General features: G+C 63.2%; 15 protein-coding genes and 1 pseudogene. 5 read left to right on the top strand and 11 right to left on the bottom strand.

All coding sequences use genetic code 11. The features are described 5' to 3' along the window. Nucleotides 1–50 precede the first annotated feature (50 nt). Nucleotides 51–848 carry a DeoR/GlpR family DNA-binding transcription regulator gene (locus J2W14_RS09100; protein WP_307461416.1) on the top strand — a complete coding sequence of 266 codons (798 nt, stop codon included), beginning with the start codon at nt 51–53 and terminating at the stop codon, nt 846–848. Nucleotides 849–1,195: 347 nt separating this feature from the next. Here the strand turns inward: J2W14_RS09100 and J2W14_RS09095 are convergent, their stop codons facing one another. The 4 genes from J2W14_RS09095 to J2W14_RS09080 are packed head-to-tail and all read right to left on the bottom strand — an operon-like array spanning nt 1,196 to nt 6,450. Further along, a complete protein-coding gene (locus J2W14_RS09095; protein ID WP_307461413.1) occupies nt 1,196–2,089 on the bottom strand; it encodes a carbohydrate ABC transporter permease in 894 nt (297 codons plus the stop codon). Beyond that, nucleotides 2,089–2,952 (bottom strand): carbohydrate ABC transporter permease, encoded by an 864-nt coding sequence (locus tag J2W14_RS09090; protein WP_307461410.1) that lies wholly within the window; start codon nt 2,950–2,952, stop codon nt 2,089–2,091. The genes J2W14_RS09095 and J2W14_RS09090 overlap by 1 nt, the downstream gene beginning before the upstream one ends. Then, nucleotides 2,953–4,233 (bottom strand): ABC transporter substrate-binding protein, encoded by a 1,281-nt coding sequence (locus tag J2W14_RS09085; RefSeq protein WP_307461408.1) that lies wholly within the window; start codon nt 4,231–4,233, stop codon nt 2,953–2,955. 3 nt (nt 4,234–4,236) lie between these two features. Further along, nucleotides 4,237–6,450 (bottom strand): alpha-galactosidase, encoded by a 2,214-nt coding sequence (locus J2W14_RS09080; RefSeq protein WP_307461406.1) that lies wholly within the window; start codon nt 6,448–6,450, stop codon nt 4,237–4,239. A gap of 136 nt (nt 6,451–6,586) precedes the next feature. Here J2W14_RS09080 and J2W14_RS09075 point away from each other — a divergent pair, with 136 nt between their 5' ends. After that, complete coding sequence (locus J2W14_RS09075) at nt 6,587–7,705, top strand: ROK family transcriptional regulator (protein ID WP_307461403.1); 1,119 nt, start codon at nt 6,587–6,589, stop codon at nt 7,703–7,705. Nucleotides 7,706–7,818: 113 nt separating this feature from the next. Here the strand turns inward: J2W14_RS09075 and J2W14_RS09070 are convergent, their stop codons facing one another. The 6 genes and pseudogenes from J2W14_RS09070 to J2W14_RS09045 all read right to left on the bottom strand — a co-directional run bounded on the left by J2W14_RS09070 (nt 7,819) and on the right by J2W14_RS09045 (nt 14,676). Continuing rightward, nucleotides 7,819–8,256: a type II 3-dehydroquinate dehydratase gene (locus tag J2W14_RS09070; protein WP_307461612.1), complete on the bottom strand. Its 438-nt coding sequence runs from the start codon at nt 8,254–8,256 to the stop codon at nt 7,819–7,821. A gap of 93 nt (nt 8,257–8,349) precedes the next feature. Beyond that, nucleotides 8,350–8,586: pseudogene (locus J2W14_RS09065) on the bottom strand (LacI family DNA-binding transcriptional regulator); the annotation flags it as partial. Nucleotides 8,587–9,076: 490 nt separating this feature from the next. Continuing rightward, nucleotides 9,077–11,299 carry an alpha-galactosidase gene (locus J2W14_RS09060; RefSeq protein WP_307461401.1) on the bottom strand — a complete coding sequence of 741 codons (2,223 nt, stop codon included), beginning with the start codon at nt 11,297–11,299 and terminating at the stop codon, nt 9,077–9,079. 93 nt (nt 11,300–11,392) lie between these two features. Continuing rightward, complete coding sequence (locus tag J2W14_RS09055; protein ID WP_307461399.1) at nt 11,393–12,745, bottom strand: ABC transporter substrate-binding protein; 1,353 nt, start codon at nt 12,743–12,745, stop codon at nt 11,393–11,395. A 74-nt stretch (nt 12,746–12,819) separates the two neighbouring features. Further along, nucleotides 12,820–13,719 carry a carbohydrate ABC transporter permease gene (locus J2W14_RS09050; RefSeq protein WP_307461397.1) on the bottom strand — a complete coding sequence of 300 codons (900 nt, stop codon included), beginning with the start codon at nt 13,717–13,719 and terminating at the stop codon, nt 12,820–12,822. A 12-nt stretch (nt 13,720–13,731) separates the two neighbouring features. Then, the gene (locus J2W14_RS09045; RefSeq protein ID WP_307461610.1) at nt 13,732–14,676 is read right to left on the bottom strand and encodes a carbohydrate ABC transporter permease; all 945 of its coding nucleotides are present in this window, start codon (nt 14,674–14,676) and stop codon (nt 13,732–13,734) included. A 189-nt stretch (nt 14,677–14,865) separates the two neighbouring features. On the opposite strand from J2W14_RS09045, the gene J2W14_RS09040 reads away from it, so the two are divergent. The 3 genes from J2W14_RS09040 (at nt 14,866) to J2W14_RS21210 (ending at nt 17,595) form a co-directional block, all read left to right on the top strand. Beyond that, on the top strand, nt 14,866–16,068 hold the full coding sequence (locus tag J2W14_RS09040) for a Gfo/Idh/MocA family protein (RefSeq protein ID WP_307461395.1): 1,203 nt from the start codon (nt 14,866–14,868) through the stop codon (nt 16,066–16,068). A 14-nt stretch (nt 16,069–16,082) separates the two neighbouring features. Continuing rightward, complete coding sequence (locus tag J2W14_RS09035; RefSeq protein WP_370871237.1) at nt 16,083–17,102, top strand: LacI family DNA-binding transcriptional regulator; 1,020 nt, start codon at nt 16,083–16,085, stop codon at nt 17,100–17,102. Nucleotides 17,103–17,379: 277 nt separating this feature from the next. Further along, nucleotides 17,380–17,595 (top strand): MmyB family transcriptional regulator, encoded by a 216-nt coding sequence (locus J2W14_RS21210; protein WP_370871236.1) that lies wholly within the window; start codon nt 17,380–17,382, stop codon nt 17,593–17,595. Nucleotides 17,596–17,842: 247 nt separating this feature from the next. Here the strand turns inward: J2W14_RS21210 and J2W14_RS09030 are convergent, their stop codons facing one another. Further along, nucleotides 17,843–18,280: a TetR/AcrR family transcriptional regulator gene (locus J2W14_RS09030; protein ID WP_307461389.1), complete on the bottom strand. Its 438-nt coding sequence runs from the start codon at nt 18,278–18,280 to the stop codon at nt 17,843–17,845. Nucleotides 18,281–18,460: the final 180 nt, after the last annotated feature.

The raw sequence follows: 18,460 nt of genomic DNA, 5'->3' as shown, positions 1-18,460 counted from the left end.
GATCGGATGGCCCGCCGAGTCTCCTGTCCGCCCCACATGAAGGACGCAGCATGCTAGCCCCAGCCCGCCACTCCGCCATCATCGCGGCGGTCCAGCGCGAACGGATCGTCCGCGTCGCGGACCTCGCACAGATGCTGGGCGTGTCGCTCATGACCGTCCGGCGCGACATCGAAGCGCTGGATTCGGCCGGAGCCCTGGAAAAGATCCACGGCGGCGCTAAGCTGCCCGGCGGCGTAAGCACCCATGAGCCGGGGTTTGAGCTGAAAGTCACCCAGCTGCAAAAGGAAAAAATGGCCATCGCCCACGAGGCCGCCGCCCAGGTTCGCGAGGGCATGGCCGTAGGACTCAGCGCGGGAACCACCACATGGGCCCTGGCCCAGCTGCTGTGTACCGGGCCACGGATCACGGTGGTCACCAACTCGGTGCGGATCGCCGACATCTTTCATCGGGGCACCTCGCCGTCAGCGGTGATCCTCACCGGGGGCGAACGCACCCCCTCGGACGCGTTGGTTGGTCCGCTGGCCACCTCGGCGCTCAAACAGTTGCACCTCGATATTCTCTTCCTCGGCGTCCACGGCGTTGACGCCGACGCCGGGTTCACCACGCCCAACCTGCTGGAAGCCGAAACGAACCGTGCCTTCATAGCGGCTTCCCGCAGCGTAGTGGTACTGGCCGACCACACGAAGTGGGGAACCATCGGCATCAGCACCATCGCCGGCCTGGAGGAAGCTGACGAGCTCATCAGCGACGAAGGCCTGCCCGGCGAAGCGCAGCGGATCCTAGGTGAGCGCGTTGGCCGGCTTCGCCTGGCAGTCACCGCCAACGGGGCCGCAGCCAAAATTGGGTAGACGTCTGAATCTCCTGTTACGCCTGTTTGGCCTCTCTTTCATGGGTGAGGCCGTAAGGGACTTGGTCGCTGAGTTCTAGGACGTAAAGATCCGGCCAGCGCCTCGTTGTCAAGATGCCATGCGTTCCGTCAAAGCTGGCGGCTGTCCTCAAGTCCCTCTCTGCGGCATTCAACGCGTCCTCGAGCTGGCTACGGCTTGAAATGTGTACTTCCCGTCGGTGATGTTCGATGACCATTCTTGGTAATTCTCCTTTTTCGAATGAATTTCACCTGCGTCTGCCTTCTGGCCCACTGACTTCTCTACGTCCGCGGAATGACGACAAGGGTTGGCGAGTTGGCGGTTAAACGTCACTTGATGGAGCCGCGCATGACGCCGGAGATCACCCAGCGCTGCGCGAAGAGGTAGACCAGGAGCAGTGGCGCCATGGCCATCAGGTAGGACGCAAAGGCGACCGTGTAGTTGGTGTTGAACTGGCTCTGGAACACATACTGCGCCAAGGGAAGTGTGCGCGCCGCGGGGTCCGAGAGAATGACGAGGGGCAGCAGAAAGTCGTTCCAGGCCCAGAGGCAGGTCAGGATTCCCACGGTGGCGTTCATCGGGGTGAGCAGCGGGAAGATGATCCGGCGGAAGATGCCCCAGGTGGAGGCTCCGTCCATGGTTGCCGCTTCTTCGAGTTCTCGGGGGATGGAGTGGATGAAAGCGGTGTAGACGAACACGTTAAAGCTGAGTCCGTAGACGGTGTAGAGCAGGAACAGCCCCACCGGGTTGTCCAGGCCCAGGACGGCCATTTCCTTGGTGGCCGGCAACATGATGATGGGAAACGGGACGAATAGCGCAGCGACGAAGAAGTAGTAGAGGAACTTGAAGAAGGGCTTATGCAGGTTCCGCGCGATCGCGTAGGCCACGAGGGAGTTGGACAGGATGGTCAGGACAACCGCACCCACCGTGACGATCGCGGAGACCAGCAGGGCGCGCGGAAAGTTGGTCAGGTTCCATGCATCGGAGAAGTTCTCCAGCCGGATGCGGGTGGGCCATTCGAAGCCGGAGCCGCCAAGCTGGTCCGGTGTCTTGAGTGCGGTCACCACCGTGAGGTAGAGCGGGATGAGCACGGTCAATGCCAGGACGGCTGCCAGGGCTGTGAGCGGCCAGTTCACGCCGCCGCTGAGCCGGCCCCGGCGGGGGCTTCGGCGTTGTTCCGTGACGGGACGGACCGTTGCCGGGGTGTCGGTGGTTCTGGTCATTAGAAGTCCGCCTCTTTGCGCTGGAGCGTCCGGAGCTGGATCACGGACACCGCCACGATCACCAGCAGGTATACGACGGAATTGGCCATCTGGTATCCGTACTCCCCGCCTTGGAAGCCGCCGCGGTAAATGACCATGGCGACGGATTCGGTGGCGGTTCCGGGGCCGCCGTTCGTGAGAGCGACTATCTGGTCGAAGGCCTGCAGGAACCCTTTCAGCGAGAGCACCATGTTGATGGTGAAGAAGGCCCCGATCATCGGAAAAGTGATGGAGCTGAACTGTCGCCAGTAGCTGGCGCCGTCCAGGCCCGCTGCCTCATACAGTTCCGCGGGGATGGTCTGCAGACCGGCGAGGTAGAGGATCACGCTGAATGCGATGGCCTGCCAAGCCGAGACCGCGACGATGCCCAGCCAGGCGAGGTCCTCGTTGGCCAGGATCGAGGTCGAGAGCCAGTCGATTCCTAGCCATTGGCCCAGCAGGGGGAGCGAGTTAGAGAAGATGAAGTTGAAGACGTAACCGATGATGAGGATCGCCAGCACGTTCGGGATGAAGAAGAGGCCCCGGAATGCCGTTTGGAATTTGATCTTGGCATTCAGCAGTAGGGCAAGGCCTAGGGCCAGTATGTTGACAACAACGGTAGTGGTGATGGCGAACAGGAACGTGAAGCTGTAGGAGGAGAGGACACGGTCGTCCTTGAAGAGGCTGAGGTAGTTTTCGAGCCCGACGAAGTTCCACTTCCCGTAGCCGGCGTAGTCCGTGAAGCTGAAGAAGACTCCGGTTAGCGCCGGGACCGTATGCAGCGTCACGAAGAGGACCAGCGCGGGAACCGCCATCCAGTAGAAGGCCTTGCTGGACTGCGTCATTTACTGGTCACCTCGCTTGGGCGTGCGGGCGGCTATCTTGAACCATTCGTTGTCCAGGCTGTTCAGGAAACGGGCTTTGTCTCCGTCCAGAACGAACTGCTGGGTGATGTTGACCAGTGGGATGCTGGGCGGCAGCCGGTGGTCCATGTAGCCATCAAGTTTGCCGGAGGTGAAGTATGGGGCCAGGCCCTGCAGTGCCGGGTCCTGTTGCGGCGCGGCTGACCGTAGCGGGGCGAAGGCGCTCTGATTCCTGGCGTACCTGTCAATCACTTCCTTGGTCATCAGGAAGTTGATGAATTTCTGGGCTTCAGCCCGGTGGGGCGTCTCCCTGCCCACGGCCAGCGCGACGTCGACACCGGATACCACCGTGGTCTTTGCCGGATCGTTCGTGACGGGGTAGGGAAACGAGGCGATGTTAGCGTCCGGGTTAGCGGCTCTGATGGCGGGCACGGCGAAGCTGCCGTTGAGGTACATTGCCGCTTTGCCGTCGGCGAAAGCCTTGTTGCCGGAGGCGTAGTCCACGCCGATCGCGCCTGGCTGGGCGTAGTCGAAGAGCTTGAGCAACTTGTCGGCGACTTCCGGGTAGTCCTTGCTGAAAGATACGGGGCTGTTGTCCCGGTTGGCACCGGCGGCGGTCAACTGGTCAAAGAAGCCTTTCGGTTGCAGCTGGGCGGCCAGGTTTACCAGGGCCGGGGAGGTGGTCCAGGCGTCTTTGAGGGTCATGTAAAACGGTGCGACCCCGTTGGCTTTGAACGTCTCGGCCGCAGCAATCAGCTCATCCCAGGTCTGGGGCACGGAAACCCCGTACTTGGCGAAAATCTCCGGGTTGTACAGGATCCCGCTGGCATTGTTCGCCATCGGCAGTCCGTTAATCTCGGAGCCCTCGCAGCGGCCGTTGGCGTTGAGGATGTCCTGCACTGCCGGAAGAACGTCTTTTGCCGAGGGTTCCTGGCTGAGGTCGGCGAACACGCAGGCCTTCGCGAGGAGGCCAAAGCTGGCATTTCCATTGAGGGTCAGCACATCCGGTGTCTTGTCTTTCACAAGGAGGGTCCGGATAGCGGTGTCCGGGTCAGGGACATTGTTCTGCACCACCTGGATGCCGGGATTCGCGGCTTCGAACTCGTCGATGAGAGCGGAGAATTCCTGTACCGCTTCGGGTTTGAACTGGAAGAAATTCAGCGTGACTTCATTCTCTGCCGGTGGCGCGGCGCAACTGGCCAGCATCGCTGCGGCTAGTGCGGCGATGAGGGCTTTGGTCCGCCCTCGCAAAAGGAGGAACATGTGCTATCCCTTCGTGCTCACGGAGATCGGAGGAAGAGAAGCTGCCGGACCCTCTGCGGATTCGGCCGTGATGATGATGGCTGTCTCCGGGAAGAGCACGGGTGCCTGCAATCCGACGGTCTCGAGGACGCGGCCGCTGAGGAATACCGGCTTTTGGGCCCACTCCAGCGCCGACTGGCCGGGGCTGGCCGCATCCGTTAGCGGGACGCTGAGAGCTATCGAGTACACGGTGTCCGGGTCCAGGCCCGGCAGCGTGAATACACCCGAAGGGTAGGTGACGCTGGCACTGCGCTGTGTGTAGACGAAGACGGCCCGCTGCTGGTCCTTCGCCACTACGCCCCGCAGGTCCACGGAGGGGTCGGGGTGATCCGAATGCACGCTGCGGCCGGTGTGGAAGAGGGACCGGTTGGCCTTGTGGAAGTCCACCCAGCCGCGCAGCGCCGCCAGTTCCTCCTGAGGGAGGTCCGAGATGTCCCATTCGATGCCATAGTGGCCAAAGAGCGCGGTGGCAGCACGGAAGTCAAGGCTGTGGCTGCGCCGCGTCGAGTGCGAGGTGGGCCCGCCGATGTGAGCTCCCATCAGCTCGTAGGGCACAAGGAGTCCGGTGTAGGCCTGATTGTCGAGACGTTCCAACGGATCTATGCAGTCACTTGTCCAGATCCTGTCGGTCCTGTCCAGCACGGCAAGGTCCACGCGTGCCCCGCCGGAGGCACACGACTCGATTTCCAGGCCGGGGTGATGCTCCTTGAGGGCTTCCATCAGCCGATACACGGCACTGGTGTTTTCGTGCACCGCTGCCTGACCCGAGGCAGTGCTGGCGGCGTCGAGCAGGTCGCGGTTGTGATCCCATTTGATGTAGTCGATCGGGTATTCATCCAAGATGCTGTGCATCGCCTGGAAAATGTAATCCCACGCGGCTGGAAGGGCCAGGTTCAGGACCTGTTGCTGGCGGGCCGAAACGGGCATCCGGCCGTTCACCTGCAGTATCCACTCGGGGTGGGCCCGGGCCAGTTCGCTGTCCGGATTGACCATTTCGGGCTCAAACCAAAGGCCGAACTGCATTCCGAGGCCGCGGACGTGGTCGATGATCGGGCTGAGGCCATCCGGCCAAACGGTTCTGTCCACAATCCAGTCGCCAAGACCCGCGGTGTCGTCGCGGCGCCCGAGGAACCAGCCGTCGTCGAGGACGAAGCGTTCGGCTCCCGCCGCAGCCGCTGCGGTGGCTATTGCCTTCAGCTGGGGGAGGTCGTGGTCGAAGTAGACGGCTTCCCAGCTGTTCATAGTGATAGGCCGCGGGGACCGTGGGTGGTGGGGGCGTGCCCGGAGGTCTTCGTGGAAGCGCGAGGCCAGTTCGTCCAGCCCGTTTCCCCAGGAGCCGATGGCCCAAGGGGTGCTGTAGCTCTCGCCCGGCTGCAGGCGCACCTCACCCGGGAGCAGGAGCTCGGAGGCGGTCAGGAAGTTTTGAGCGTTGATGCTCCGCTCGGCACTGAGGCGGTGATTCCCGCTCCAGGCCAGATGTACGGCGTGAACCGTACCGGTGCGGAAGCCGAAACCCTTGGCCCCGGCCGTCATGAGCAGTGATGCGTCGGCACCGGGGCGCCCGCGCCGGCTTTCCCGCACGTGTGCGCCAACTGTCAGCTCACGGCGTTGCGGCGATCGTTCCTTCAGGTGCCGGCCTGTGGTGTCAAGGACTTCAGTGGCGTCGGCTGGCAGCGGGAAGAACAGTGCGAGCGAGTCGAGATCGTAGACACCGTCACCTGTGTTGGCCACCGTGTGCTGCTGTTTGAAGAGTCCAGAGGCCGTCACTTCGAGCCGGCTGCTCAGGCTCAGTGCTGTGTGGGGATCCTCGGCCGTGATGGTGAGGCTATTGCCCGATCCAGCGATGTCCGTGACTTGGAAGTCGGGCGAGAACCCGGTGCCGGAGATGTCCGTTACTCGAAAGTCCGGCGAGAAACCTGTGCCCGAGCGGTGGCCGGAGATTCCGGGGGTCGACTGCCAGCCCTGCGCTTCCTGCGGCAGGAGGGTGAGCCGTGCAGGGTGATCGATTCCTCCAGAGACCCTTTGCGGTTTGGCCGCCGTACTCATGGAGCCCAGTTCAACGGGGCCGAGCGGGCCCAGCTCCGGTCCCCAGTGAAGAATGGCAGGCATTCCGGCCAGGGAGGCATCGACGATAACGGCGGTTCCTCCTGCGTGAAGGTGGAAGAGATGAGAAGACATGATTTATTTTTACCGCAAAAAAAATAGTGTGTCAAAGGTCATGGGCGTCGGCCATGCGGCCCTCTGAAGAGGCGTCATTGAGGTAAATTAGCTTCACGATGAAAAAAACCAGGCGTGATGATGAAGGGAGTCGGAAGTGGAACTCGAAGAATCCGTGCGGGAACTCACCCGGACCATCCTGGTCAACGGACCGATGTCCCGCGGGCAACTGGCGGTGCGGCTCGGTTTGTCTGTGGCCAGCCTCAGCCGGCTTGGAAAGCCTTTGATCGATGCGGGCCTCCTGGTTGAGGGTCCGCTGGCGAATGATGGGACGGTGGGGCGCCCCGTCCGCCTTCTCGATATTCGGCAGGACTCCCAGCGCTTCATCGGGGCGAAGATCACCGGCGACGGGATTGCCTCCGTGCTGACCGACATGAGGGCAGAACAGCTGGCGAGTTCCGAGTTTCGCCTCAGCGACCGCAGCCTGACGGGAGTCGTTCATGGACTCGCAGATAGTGTGCGGACTCTGACGCGGTCCGGCCAGATTGAAGTATCCGGGATCGGGATCAGTATCGGCGGACATGTCGACGCGGCCGGAACCGTGCTCCGCGCTCCATTCCTGGACTGGCGGAACGTGCCGCTGCAGCAGGCTTTGGAGAAGGAACTGGGTCTGCCTGTGGTCATAGAAAACGACGTTGTCGCACTGACCGTTGCCGAACAGTGGTTCGGTGTGGGCCGCGGAGTCGAGAGCTTTGCCCTGATTACCATCGGCGCGGGCGTTGGCTACGGCCTTGTCATCAACAACCGGGTTATCAGCGTTCCTGACACCGGCCTGGGACTTGGCGGGCACTTTCCGCTAGACCCGGCCGGGCCCCTCTGCGTGGCCGGGCACAGGGGCTGTTCCACGGCTTTGCTTTCGACCCAGAGCATCTGTTCGCAGGCTGCTTCCGCGTTAGGCAGGCCGGTTGACTATGAGGAGGTGCTGAACCTCGCTGCGGAGGGCCAGCCTGCCGCCGCCTACATCGTGAACGCAGCGGCACGCGGTCTGGGCAGGATGATAGCCGCTGTCGCGAATCTCGCCATGGTGAACACCGTCGTTCTGGCCGGAGAGGGAATCGGCATGCTGAAGCTGATCGATGAGCCCCTGCGCGAAGCCGTGGCGGCTGACCGCGACCCGGACGCCGGGCCCGTGGACATCCGGCTGGAATCACTCGGGTTCAACCAGTGGGCGCGAGGCGCTGCTGCCGTCGCCATCCAGCGGTCTGTCTCCGGCTGAGACCGAAAGTGCCGGGCCCTCGTCCTTAGGCAGGGCGACCCCCTCGGGGATGTCGGGATGCCAGGCGGCTATGTCGCTAGCGGGACAACGATGATTTACCGCAGGACTGCCCCTTACCCTGGCACCCCCCGCCCCGGCTGAACGATTGTGCTCAAATAGTCGATGGCCAGTTTGTAGCCGTAAATGCCAGCGCCGGAGATCGCGACTGTGAATGCGGAGAATTGAGCGATGTTATTCAGGCGGATTTCGACAGTGGGAACCGACGTGCTGGCTAACGTGTTGTGCAGTACGGGTGAGGCGGGACTGAAGCCGCCTGTGTTGATGACAATCCCGACTGACTGGGCAGCGGCGGCCCGAACAGTGTCCATCATGCCGGCTTCATTGCAAAACTTCATGCAGGCGGTGAAGCCGTGTGCCGACGCAACCGACTGGATAAATTGCTCGATCTCCGCGCTGGTAGGTTCCAGGTGCTCGTCGGGTCTGCCGGGACCCGTTAGGGCGTTGACAACGAGGATGGTCCCCCGGCTCGGTGACGCCGGGTGATCGGACATTTCGAAGGGCCCCGCGCGGGAGCATCTTGCGGTGGTCGAAGCAGGAGGCTCAACCCGCTGCAGCTGCTTAGGCAGCGCGGTCCTCCGGGTGCCCCGTGCCCGAGCCAGCTCCGATGCTGCGGACGAAGCAACGTAGCCAAGGTCGGCTGCGGCAGTCAGAATTCTTTGTCGGGTCGATTGTGAAACGCGGGGGAGTCCGCGCAGGGCACGCGAGACGGTAGCGGTCGACACACCGGCGGCGGCAGCGACGTCCCGGATGCCTGTGGCCTGTCGGAACTGGCCCGAATGCGCCTCCGACGCACCGGCAGGGTGAGTGCCCGGGTTGGTCATGAGAGTCTCCGTCCTTGCCGGCATAGCCGGGGTTTTTCTGCCAGGGCCAGTGGTCTTCGCACATCTGATCCACGGTCTTGGTGGTGGACCAGAGGAGGCCTGCCAGGGGACGTGGCTGCGGCAGCATGCGGGAACGTCGCCCGGTGCGGCGTCTGGCGATGCCGTAGGCGATAGGCTGGCCCCCCGCTTTTTCGAAGGAGTTCAGGACTTTCAGCCAGCCCGAAGACTCCGAGGCGGTCCACGGAGTGGTTCAGGTGCCATGCGGCCGTCAGCGAGGTCAACCACATGGATGTAGTCCCGCAGGCATGTACCGTCCTGGGTGTTGTCGCCGCCGATGACCAGGAGCATCTCGCGCGCCCACGGGGACTTCGGGCTGTGACCGGTATTCTCATGTGCCTTTCTCTGCCGGGGCGGAGCCTACCCCGACGTCCCCTCTACTACTGAGAGTTGGGGAACGCCGGGGCAGTCGGCGGTTTGGTTTTGTCGACGGCTAGAGCGCCATGAACTTCAACAACAGGGCGTGTTCCGGGTTGAGGGCCGGCATCGGGAGCCCGACCTCGGCAAGGAAACTGCCGCTGGCTTCGGCTCCCGAGGCCAGCCATGCCGGCGGCTGGGCCTGCGTGAACGTGTGTGCGTAATCAGCGTCGCCCGGTGCCGGGAAGATCGCCTCCACCCGGTAGGCGCGTCCGCCCTCCAGACCAGGAACTGTGATCCGTCCGGGCTGCTCGGCGAACGTTGTCCGCGTGCACACGAGAGCGAACAGTGCCGCCGTAGCACCAGATGCAACGGTGCCGGCTGAGACATTGGCTGCCGCGTAGGTGTCGGCAACAACACCGTGCAGCATCAGGGACTCGTCGGCCAGGTCCGCGCGGACCATCCGGCCGCTGTGGATCAGCCCCCGGTGTTCCTTGTAGAGTCCAATGAAGCGCTTGAGTTCCTCCCGCTCGGTGCCCTGAACGCTGCGGACGTCCCATTCCATGCCGAAGTGGCCGAACAGGGCAGTGATGGCGCGGAAGGACAGGTCGTGCGTGCGCGCCGTGGTGTGCGATGCCGTGGGGCCGATGTGTCCGCCCACCAGCTCCGGCGGAACCACCACGCCGGTCCAGCGCTGGATGGTCTGGCGTTCCAGCGCGTCGTTGCAGTCCGAACCCCAGATCCGGTCGGTGCGTTCCAGGATACCCAGGTCCACGCGGGCGCCGCCTGAGGAGCAGCTTTCAATTTCGACCCCGGGATGCGCCTTGCGGAGTTCGTCGAACAAGCGGTAGGCGGCGAGGGTCTGTTCGTGCACCGAAGAGCGGCCGGCATGGCCGTGTTCCAGCAGGTCGCGGTTCTGGTCCCACTTGAGGTAGCTGATGTTATTCTCCCGCAGGAGGGCATCGATCCGGTCGTAGATGTACTGCCAGGCCTGCGGATTCACCAGGTTGATGATGTGCTGATTCCGCCATTCAAGCGGCAGTCTGCCGCCGTCCTTGTAGCTTTGGGCAGAGGGCCCCGCAATCCACTCCGGATGTGCACGGACAATGTCCGAGTCCAGGTTAACCATTTCGGGTTCCACCCAGAGCCCGAACTCCATTCCGCGGGAGGTCACGGCGTCGATGAGCGGTGTGAGCCCGTTGGGCCAGAGGGTTTCATCCACGTACCAGTCGCCGAGGCCGGCGTGGTCGTCGCGGCGTCCGCGGAACCAGCCGTCGTCGAGCACAAAACGTTCCACGCCGAGCTCCGAAGCGGACTCGGCCAGTTCGATCAGGGTGGACAGGTTGTGGTCGAAGTAGACCGCTTCCCAGGTGTTCAGCACCACCGGACGCGGCTTTCCGGCGGGCAGGCCGGTGGCGGCCGCGGGCAGCACGTGGTGCGGGCGGTTGCGGAACCAGCTGTAGAAGGCCTCGCTGATGCCGTCCAGGCCGCGGCCGGAGTAGGCGGCGAACAGCGCAGGGGTGGTGTAGCTGGCACCCGGCTGGAGGATGACTTCGGCCGGGCCGAGGAGCTCGGAGCCGCCGATCATGGTGCGGCCATCGCCGATGCTGTCCGCAAACTGCTCGTGGTTGCCGCTCCAGGCCAGATGCGTGGCCCAGACCTGCCCGTGGCCGTTGCCGAAGCCGGCGGTGCCGGCGGCGAAAAGCAGCGAGGAGTCGTGCCCGGTCCGGCCGTGCCGGCCGGTGCGGACCCACGTGCCCTGCTGGATGGGGCGGCGCTGCGGGTGGCGTTCCCGGCACCAGCGCCCGGTCAGGTCAAGGAGTTCGACGGCGGCGGGTGCCACCGGGAGCACAGTGGCCAACTCGTCGAGCTGGTAAGGCGTCGTTCCGGTGTTGGTGATGGTGTGGCGTAGTTCCAGCAGGCCGCGGTCATGCAGGGTCAGGACGGACGATACGCGGATCCCGGCGTCGGCGTCTGCCTGGATGATGACGACGGCGCCAGCGCCGTCCGATGCCACCTCAGCCACGCGGAGCCGTACGGAGAAGTCGTAGCCGGGAACGCCGTCGGCAATGCGGTGACCGCGCAGAGCGGGTCGGCCGCGCCAGGCGGATGAGGCCTGCGGCAGCAGGCCTGCGGGAACGGTGGCGTCGATGGACGAGGGCGGGATAGCGGCCGTAAGGATAGCGAGGTCCGGCAGCGTGCTGCCAAGATCCGCGCCCCAATGGATGACCTCAGCCTCGCCGCTGTCGAAGCTGATCACCAGGCTGGTTCCGGCGGAACGGAGGTGGAGGGGTTCCATGAAATGCTGTCCTTCTGCGTGGGAGTAAAGGGGTGGGGTTGCGCGCCGCGGGGAAGACATCGCCCGCGGCGCGCAAGCTATGAAGCTGCTGGCCTACTTTTTGAAGAGGGCGTTTACCTTCTCGTTGGCCTCGCTCAGGGTGCCGGCGTCCTTCTTGCCGGACATCACAGCGTCCATGGCCGGTCCCATGAGTCCATCGACCTTGGCCGAGTTATCGGTAATGGGGAAGAGGATGGTCGTACCGTCCGTGACGTGCGTGGTAAATGCGCTGACGTCGATGCCCTTAGCTTCGAAGGCCGCGGCGGCCTTCTCGGAGGAACTCTTGATGGCGGGGAAGACAACGCCCTTGGAGGCCACGACGTCCTGGCAGTCGGCCGAGGCGAGGTACTCGACCCACTTGACGGAAGCAGCCGGGTTCTTGGTGCCGGCCCAGACGGAGTCGGCCAGCCCGTTGAACATGGACGCACGCTTGCCCTCCGGGCCTACCGGGGTGGGAGCGATGCCGGCTTTGATGCCCTTGTAGCTGGAGTACTGGCCGATCATCCACGAGCCGTTGGTATTGATGGCGGCCTTCCCTGCGCCGAAGTTGTCTGCGACGCTGGCGCCGACGGTCGTTTCAAGCTTGGGCATGTAACCCTTGTTCGCGAGGCCGGCCCACCACTTGATCGTTTCCTGGAACTTTGAATCGTCGTAGTTGAATTTGGTGCCCCACGGGTTTTTGTCGGTGTGAGTCCAGCCGGTAGTCCCAGTGAGGAAGCTCCACTGCGTCTGTCCCTGGCCGGTACCGGAGTTTTCCAGGCCGAGGCCGTAGACGGCGACGTTGTTCTTATCGAAGCCCGGCTCGTCGCCGCGCACACCCATCTTGTCTACGCTGAGGTGGGCGATGGTCTTTTCGTAGCTGCCGCCGTCCTGTGGGTTCCAGTCCAGGCTGGCCATCTGTTCGGCAGTGATCCCGGCGGCGTCGGTCATGGCTGTGTTGTAGAACAGGCCAACCGTGTCCCAGTCCTTGGGCAGGCCGTTGCGCTTGCCGTCCTGGCCTATCCAAAGATCGGCGAGGCCCTCGTTGTAGATGTCCAGCTTGATGCCGTCCTTCTCGACAGCTTCATTGAGGTCCAGCAACTGCTTCTTCGCAGCGTGTTCGGGGTACTTCGAAAGGTGGTTGGCGAAGACGTCCGGAGCATTGCCGGCGACAAACCCGTTGGTCAGCGTGGTCCAGTAATCGCCCCAGCCCCGCTGGGTGATCTTGACCTTGATGTCCGGGTTGGCCTTGGTGAAATTGGCAGCGCATTCTTTGTAGGCCGGGAGTTGATTGGAATCCCACAGCCAATAATTGATCTCGCCCTTGGCCTCACCGGCGGTTGTGGGGGTGGATCCGCCACCCCCACAGGCGGAGAGGGAGATGGCGATGGCTGCGGCGGCAGCGACGGCGCCGAGGAATTTTTTCATGATTGACCTTTCGAAAAGGGCAGGAGGTTGCCCGGAGTGGAGTGTGTGCTGGGGAAGTGGTTGGGCGGGCGGGTCTATTTGATGCCGGAGAATCCGATGGAGTTGATCACTCTCTTGCCGAAGGCGATGAACAGGATAAGGACCGGCAGTGCGGCAACGATGGTGGCGGCCATGAGGCCGGACCAGTCCGGGGCGCCCTGCGGGGACTGTGATTTGAAGACGCTCAGGCCCACGGTGAGGACCCGGACGTTCTCGTCAGTGGCAACCAGCAGTGGCCAGAAGTACTCGTTCCATTGCCCCACGAAGGTCAGCAGCGCGAGGGTGGCCAGGGGGGCAGCGGCGTTGGGCAGAACGATCTGGAAGAAGATGCGCAGGTGCCTGGCGCCGTCGAGCATTGCTGCTTCTTCCACTTCGCGGGACATGCTCAGGAAGAACTGGCGCAGGAAGAAGATGGCGAACGCGGACATGAACAGGAAGGGCAGCATCATTCCGGCAAACGTGTTCAGCAAACCCAGGTTCTTGATGAGGAGGAAATTGGGCAGGGCGGTGAAGATACCCGGAATCATCATGGTGGCCAGGAACAGGGCGAAGACTTTGTCCCGTCCGGGCCAGCGGAGCCGGGCGAAGGCGTAGGCGGCAAGGGCGCTGAAGAAGACCTGCGCTGCGGTAGTTACGGTGGCAAAGAGGATCGAGTTGCGCAGGTACAGCCAGAAGTCGATGGCGGCACCGGAACCGCCATCTGCGATGGCCTCCTCGGTGGACTGCATTCCGAAGACACGTTTGAAAGCGCCCAAGGAGAAGTCTGCCGGCAGGAGATTCGCAGAGTTGGAGGCCAGCGAGCCATTGGTGGAGAGCGCCGTACGCAACATCCAGAGGAACGGGAGGATCGTGGCAATGAGTGCAAGGACCACGAGCGACCACGCGCCGATGCGGCGCCAGTTGGTCGGTTTGCGGGTGAGGGTCTGAGTAGTCATGGCTGGGATTCCTTAGTCCAGGTCCGATTCGTTGCCCTTGAGGAACTTCATCTGGATGAAGGCCACCAGGGCGAGGATTACGAAGAGAATGACGGACAGGGCCGAGGCGTATCCGAAGTCCGATTCGCCGAAGGCCTTTTGGTATATGTACATCTGGATAACGCGGGTGGCATTGATGGGACCGCCGCCGGTGGTGATCGAGACGGTATCGAAGACCTGGAAGGAGCCGATGACGCTGACGACCATGACCAGCGCGAGGACGGGGCGCAGCAGCGGCATCGTAATGCTCCAGAACGTCCTCGTGTGCGACGCTCCGTCCAGGGAAGCCACTTCGTAGACATGGTGGGGGATTGCCTGGAGGCCGGCGAAGATCAGCAGGGCGGTGTAGCCCATGTGCTTCCAGACGTTGACGAAGGCGATGGTGGGGATGGCCCACTGCTCGCTGCCGAAGAAGGCGATGCGGGGAAGTCCCAGCCAGCTGATGATCTCGTTGACAATGCCCAGCTGGTAGTCAAGCATCCAGAACCAGAGCAGGGCCACGACCACGTTTGCGACAAAGAACGGCAGCAGCAGCGCGCCGCGGACAAAGGTTGACTTCGCCACACGGTGCATGAGAAGCGCCAGGCCCAGGGCGATGACGGTCTGCAGGCCGATGTTGATACCGACGTACTGGAGGGTCACGGCCATCGCGTTCCAGAAGAGCTCATCCTGGAAGATCGCCGTGTAATTGTCGACGCCGATCCATTCGGGCTCTCCGAGGATGCTGTACTCGGTGAAGCTGAGGTAGACGCCGCGGATGGTCGGGACCAGGCAAAAGGCCACGAGGCCGATCATCGCCGGGAGGATGAACAGCAGCGCGATCCTGACGTCCCGCAGTTTGGCCATGCGACGGCCCCGGCCTGGACGCTGGGGCGCCTTGTGCGCTGCGGCCGGTGGGTGCTTGGTAAGGGTGGTCATCATCGACCCTTCCTGAATATGTGACGTGACTAACAATCACCAGCGAATCTATACGAGTAGAAGACGATGAGCAACCCCTTTGCCCCATAAATTGAGGAAGTTTTTATTTTCTGCGCCAAGGTGTTGACGCGTGTAGATCAAAAGCGGCAGAATCTGAATAAAGATGAAGCTGGGTAGAGGAGAGAAACGATGACGTTTTCCATCGGTGTGGTGGGCGTGGGCCAGTTCGGCGGTCAGTTTGCGCATCTGTTCAATCTGCACCCGGGTGTAACCGAGGTGTTCGTCGTGGACGAACGGCCGGAGCGTGCGGCCGAAGCAATGGAACGCTACGGCCTGGCAGGTTCCGTTGGCAGCTTCGAGGATCTCCTGGCATCCGACGTCGACGCAGTCGCCATCTTCACCCAACGGTGGACACACGGCCCCCTGGTGGAGCAGGCCCTCCGGTCCGGGAAGCATGTCTACTCCGCCGTCCCCATGGCAGTCACCGAGGACGAGATTGCCCGCATCATCGATGCCGTCCGGGAGACCCGGAACGTCTACATGATGGGTGAGACCAGCTATTACAACCCTGCGACCGTCTATGCGCGCAGTCAGCAAAAAGCGGGCAGGTTCGGCCGTGTTTTCTACACCGAGGGCGACTACGTCCATGACATGGACCTCGGCTTCTACGACGCGTTCCAGCACAGCGGGGGAGAGCGCTGGAAGGAGACCGCCAGTTACCCGCCCATGCTGTACCCGACGCACGCCATCGGGGGCGTCCTGGGAGCACTGCCGGCACACGCAGTGAGCGTCAGTTGCGTGGGTGTGAAAGATGACCGGCAGGACGGCGTGTTCGATAAGAACGTGAGTATGTTCGACAACGACTTCTCAAACGCAACGGCCCTGTTCGAACTGAACGACGGCGGCGTGATGCGCACCAACGAGATGCGCCGTGTGGGTTACCCGTCCCACTTCCGCGAGTCACGCTTCAGGTTCTTCGGCACGGAGGCCAGCTTCGAGCAGTTGGCCAGGGTCACGGTCTGGCAGGACAAGACCGACGTTCACGACATTTCGGAGCAGATGGAGTCAAGGCCCAGTATGTCCCTTGATGATCCGTCCCTAGCCAATGTGGCACCAGAGCTCCGAGAGGCCTTCGTGTCGGGTCTGGCGCCCGTCCACGACAGCAGCCGTCTTCCAAAGGAGTTCCACGGAGCACCGAACGGACACGAAGGCAGCCATCACTTCCTCGTTGATGACTTCGTCACGGCGGTCAATAACCGCTCGCTTCCGCCGGTCAACGCCTGGACCGCGGCACGGTTCACGCTTCCGGGCATCGTGGCCCACGAGTCCGCCCGCCGCAACGGCGAACGCCTGCCCATCCGGGACTTCGGCGATGCCCCGGCCTCACTTTAGCTAGCATGGACCTCATGACTACCTCAGCAGTGCCGGCCCCCCGAACCCAGGTAACGCGCAAGGATGTTGCCCGGTTCGCGGGGGTGAGCACCGCCGTGGTCAGCTACGTCGTCAACAAAGGCCCCAAGAGGGTCGCGCCGGCCACCGAAGCCAAAGTGCAGGAGGCAATCCGACTCCTTGGCTACCGGCCCAACGCCGCAGCCCGTGCGCTGAAACTGGGTTCGACCGAGACGATCGGTCTCATCATCCCGGACAACAGCAACCCCTTCTTCTCGTCGCTGGCCCGGGCGGTGGAGGATGCAGCAGCCGAACTCGGTTACGCTCTCTTGCTGACTAACTCCGACGGGAACCTCGCCAAGGAACGCAGGAACCTTCGCAACCTCGCCGCCCGTCAGGTGGACGGCGTCGTCCTGTCCAGCGTCCTTTTCGAACCAGACCTTGCCGAACTTGAGTTCGACGACATTCCAGCCGTCCTCCTGGACCATGATGCCGACACCCCAGGTTTTAACAGCGTGGGCGTGGACCGGGTCACCGCCGCAAAATCCGCAGTGGAGCATCTCATCGGCCACGGACACACGAACATCGCCCTCGCCATGGGCATCAATACCGGGAACTTCATGGACGGACGCGAGCAGGGTTGGCTGCAGGCCCTGACTGAGGCAGGCCTACCTGAAGGACCTATCGTGCGCAGCTTTTTCACCCGCGACGGCGGCTACACCGCAGGCCAGCGACTGCTGGCCTCCGCCAATAGGCCGACCGCGATTTTCGCCAGCTCGGACATGCAGGCCATAGGCGTCCTCCGTGCACTCCGGGAAGCCGGCCTGTCGGTGCCCGAAGACATGGCCTTGGCCTCATTCGACGGCTCCGCCGAAGCGGAGTACAGCTGGCCGGCTCTGACCACCGTGGAACAACCCGCGCAGGCCATGGCCGAAGCCGCCGTCGCGGCACTCATCGGAGCACGCCGCGGGGAAAAGCCGGAGCACCGGACCTTCCCCACCCAGCTGCGCGTCCGGAACTCCTGCGGCTGTCACTGAGAGATACCGCGAACGGAGGCACCCATCGCACTCGCTAGCTGTCATCGGACGCCGGCCTTCACCAACATCAGCGGCGTGTCAGAAGACGTCCCCAAGGCCGCCGCCCGGGCCGGCTCGCGCGGCGCCAGCGCGCCAGGAAGTTGGCGTGGAGGCTCCTGCGGCTGATTGATTCCATGACCACGTCCGCTGCGTTCGTCCGCAAACCGCTGCCACTCCAACTTCACGCGTTTTCGCTTCCTCGACCCAGCCTCACGGGAGTTCTTCATCGACTGGGACGTTGGGGCCGCAGCCACCGCGGCGGCTACGCGCCGAAGCCGGCCGTGAACCCAACGACCGGAATCTGCAGGAGCTCGTTGAAGAATTATCGATACGACGTCCGGAGTTCCGTACGATATGGATCGCGCAAGACATCCGCTTCCGCCGCGACGGAACCAAACGGCTGCGACACACCGTAGCCGGCGACCTGGAACTCACCTATCAGTCTCCCCTGTAAACCCTTCCGCGATCCTTACATGGAATCAACCCAGTCGGCTCCGCCAGGACCGATGCCAGCCGTGTGCAGTCGCCGGGTTGTTTTTCTGCCGGACGTGTGCGGATTATGGGCTTCGAAGGCGACCGGCCGCACGCATGACCCGTGGTCAGGCGTTAGGCCCGAGTGCCGGTGCGGGGCTGGCGCGCATCATGGCCTGATAGAGGGCATCGTGAGCGGGGGAGGCGGGCAGGGGCTTCGAAGGATTGGATCATTGGGGCGGCGAGGCGTCGCTGGCCTCGGGTGCGGCCTCCCCGGCGGCGTTGATGACTCCTGCGTTGGTAGTGTGCATCAGTAAGAGATCCGAGGGGTCTAAGTCGGAGCGCAGGCGTCCTGCGGTTTTAGCGCGTTTGATCAGTCGCACCATGTCCGTGTACGCCTCATTGCGGCGCCGTTCCAGTGCCTTCGCGCTCGGCAGGGTCATGGTCAGGACGTCGGCAAAGCCTATGTCCGCGGCCTGCATCGCGCAGGCCGTTTCGATGTAGCCGGTGAATCGATGCCAGGGGTCAGGGTCCTCAAGTGCAACGGTTACCGTGTCTGCATACGCGTCCATCCGGTCGAGGAAGACGGCCTCAACCAAGTCATCTTTCGCCGGAAAGTTGCGGATAGTGGCGAACCCCACGCCTGCCTCACAAGCTATGGAAGCCATTTAAGCTTTAAGTCCGGCGTGCCCAAATACTCTGCGCCCGGCCGCGTGGTTCGACTCCTCCCGCAGCCGCTGCGGCGGCTATTTCCCTCAGCCGAGGGATTTCGTGGTTGAAGTAGAGGGCTTCCCAGCTGGGGGCCCAGCTCCGGACCCCAGTGGAGAATGGCAGGCATCCCGGTAAGG

The sequence above is a fragment of the Pseudarthrobacter oxydans genome (assembly GCF_030812335.1).
GTDB lineage: Bacteria > Actinomycetota > Actinomycetes > Actinomycetales > Micrococcaceae > Arthrobacter > Arthrobacter oxydans_B.
Note: the sequence above shows the minus strand (reverse complement) of the source record. Positions and strands in the feature narration are given on the sequence as shown.

Excerpts from the sequence above, each read along its gene's own strand:
- J2W14_RS09090 (WP_307461410.1), bottom strand. The coding sequence starts at position 2,952 with ATGACGCAGTCCAGCAAGGCCTTCTACTGGATGGCGGTTCCCGCGCTG.
- J2W14_RS09050 (WP_307461397.1), bottom strand. The coding sequence starts at position 13,719 with ATGACTACTCAGACCCTCACCCGCAAACCGACCAACTGGCGCCGCATC.
- J2W14_RS09070 (WP_307461612.1), bottom strand. The coding sequence starts at position 8,256 with ATGTCCGATCACCCGGCGTCACCGAGCCGGGGGACCATCCTCGTTGTC.
- J2W14_RS09080 (WP_307461406.1), bottom strand. The coding sequence starts at position 6,450 with ATGTCTTCTCATCTCTTCCACCTTCACGCAGGAGGAACCGCCGTTATC.
- J2W14_RS09030 (WP_307461389.1), bottom strand. The coding sequence starts at position 18,280 with ATGGCTTCCATAGCTTGTGAGGCAGGCGTGGGGTTCGCCACTATCCGC.
- J2W14_RS09085 (WP_307461408.1), bottom strand. The coding sequence starts at position 4,233 with ATGTTCCTCCTTTTGCGAGGGCGGACCAAAGCCCTCATCGCCGCACTA.
- J2W14_RS09095 (WP_307461413.1), bottom strand. The coding sequence starts at position 2,089 with ATGACCAGAACCACCGACACCCCGGCAACGGTCCGTCCCGTCACGGAA.
- J2W14_RS09060 (WP_307461401.1), bottom strand. The coding sequence starts at position 11,299 with ATGGAACCCCTCCACCTCCGTTCCGCCGGAACCAGCCTGGTGATCAGC.
- J2W14_RS09035 (WP_370871237.1), top strand. The coding sequence starts at position 16,083 with ATGACTACCTCAGCAGTGCCGGCCCCCCGAACCCAGGTAACGCGCAAG.
- J2W14_RS09045 (WP_307461610.1), bottom strand. The coding sequence starts at position 14,676 with ATGACCACCCTTACCAAGCACCCACCGGCCGCAGCGCACAAGGCGCCC.
- J2W14_RS09040 (WP_307461395.1), top strand. The coding sequence starts at position 14,866 with ATGACGTTTTCCATCGGTGTGGTGGGCGTGGGCCAGTTCGGCGGTCAG.
- J2W14_RS09100 (WP_307461416.1), top strand. The coding sequence starts at position 51 with ATGCTAGCCCCAGCCCGCCACTCCGCCATCATCGCGGCGGTCCAGCGC.
- J2W14_RS09055 (WP_307461399.1), bottom strand. The coding sequence starts at position 12,745 with ATGAAAAAATTCCTCGGCGCCGTCGCTGCCGCCGCAGCCATCGCCATC.